Origin of the sequence: Mycobacterium zoologicum (assembly GCF_020181635.2) — a bacterium.
In the GTDB taxonomy this organism is placed as follows: Bacteria; Actinomycetota; Actinomycetes; order Mycobacteriales; family Mycobacteriaceae; genus Mycobacterium; species Mycobacterium zoologicum.
The window spans coordinates 1-561 of record NZ_JAYJJS010000086.1 but is presented as its reverse complement, the minus strand read 5'-3'; the positions used below and the strand labels follow the sequence as shown (position 1 = coordinate 561).

Genomic DNA, 561 nt, shown 5'->3' with positions numbered 1-561 from the left:
GGGTATGGGTCGTCGGTTGTTGGCTGATGAGCCGGTGTTTGCTGCTGCGGTTGATGAGTTGGAGCCGGTTTTTGCCCAGCGGGTGGGTTTTTCGCTGCGTGAGGTGATTGAGCAGGGTGCCGAGATTTCCGGTGATGCTCAGGTGCAGCCGGTGATCATGGGGTTGCAGTTGGCGTTGGCTGCGTTGTGGCGTTCTTATGGGGTTGTTCCGGATGCGGTGATCGGGCATTCGATGGGGGAGGTGTCTGCGGCGGTGGTGGCCGGGGCGCTGACGGTCGAGCAGGGTTTGGGTTTGATCGCGGTGCGGTCGTCGTTGATGTCGCGTCAGGCCGGGCAGGGTGCGGTGGCCTTGTTGGAGTTGGATTCGCAGGCGACGCGGGAGTTGTTGGCGGGTTACCCGGGTGTTGAGGTGGCGGGGTTCTTGTCGCCGCGGCAGACGGTGGTGGCTGGTTCGCCCGATGGCGTGGATGCGGTGATTGCCGCGGTGGCCGGTCAGGAGTTGTTTGCTCGGCGGGTCAATATGGAGGTCGCTTCGCATACGGCGTTCATGGATCCGATCCT

Annotated in this window: 1 protein-coding gene; it reads left to right on the top strand. The window is 63.1% G+C overall.

Translation table 11 applies throughout. The features are described from left to right. On the top strand, positions 1-561 hold a 561-nt coding region (locus tag K6T84_RS23845), incomplete at both ends, for an acyltransferase domain-containing protein (RefSeq protein ID WP_329786997.1).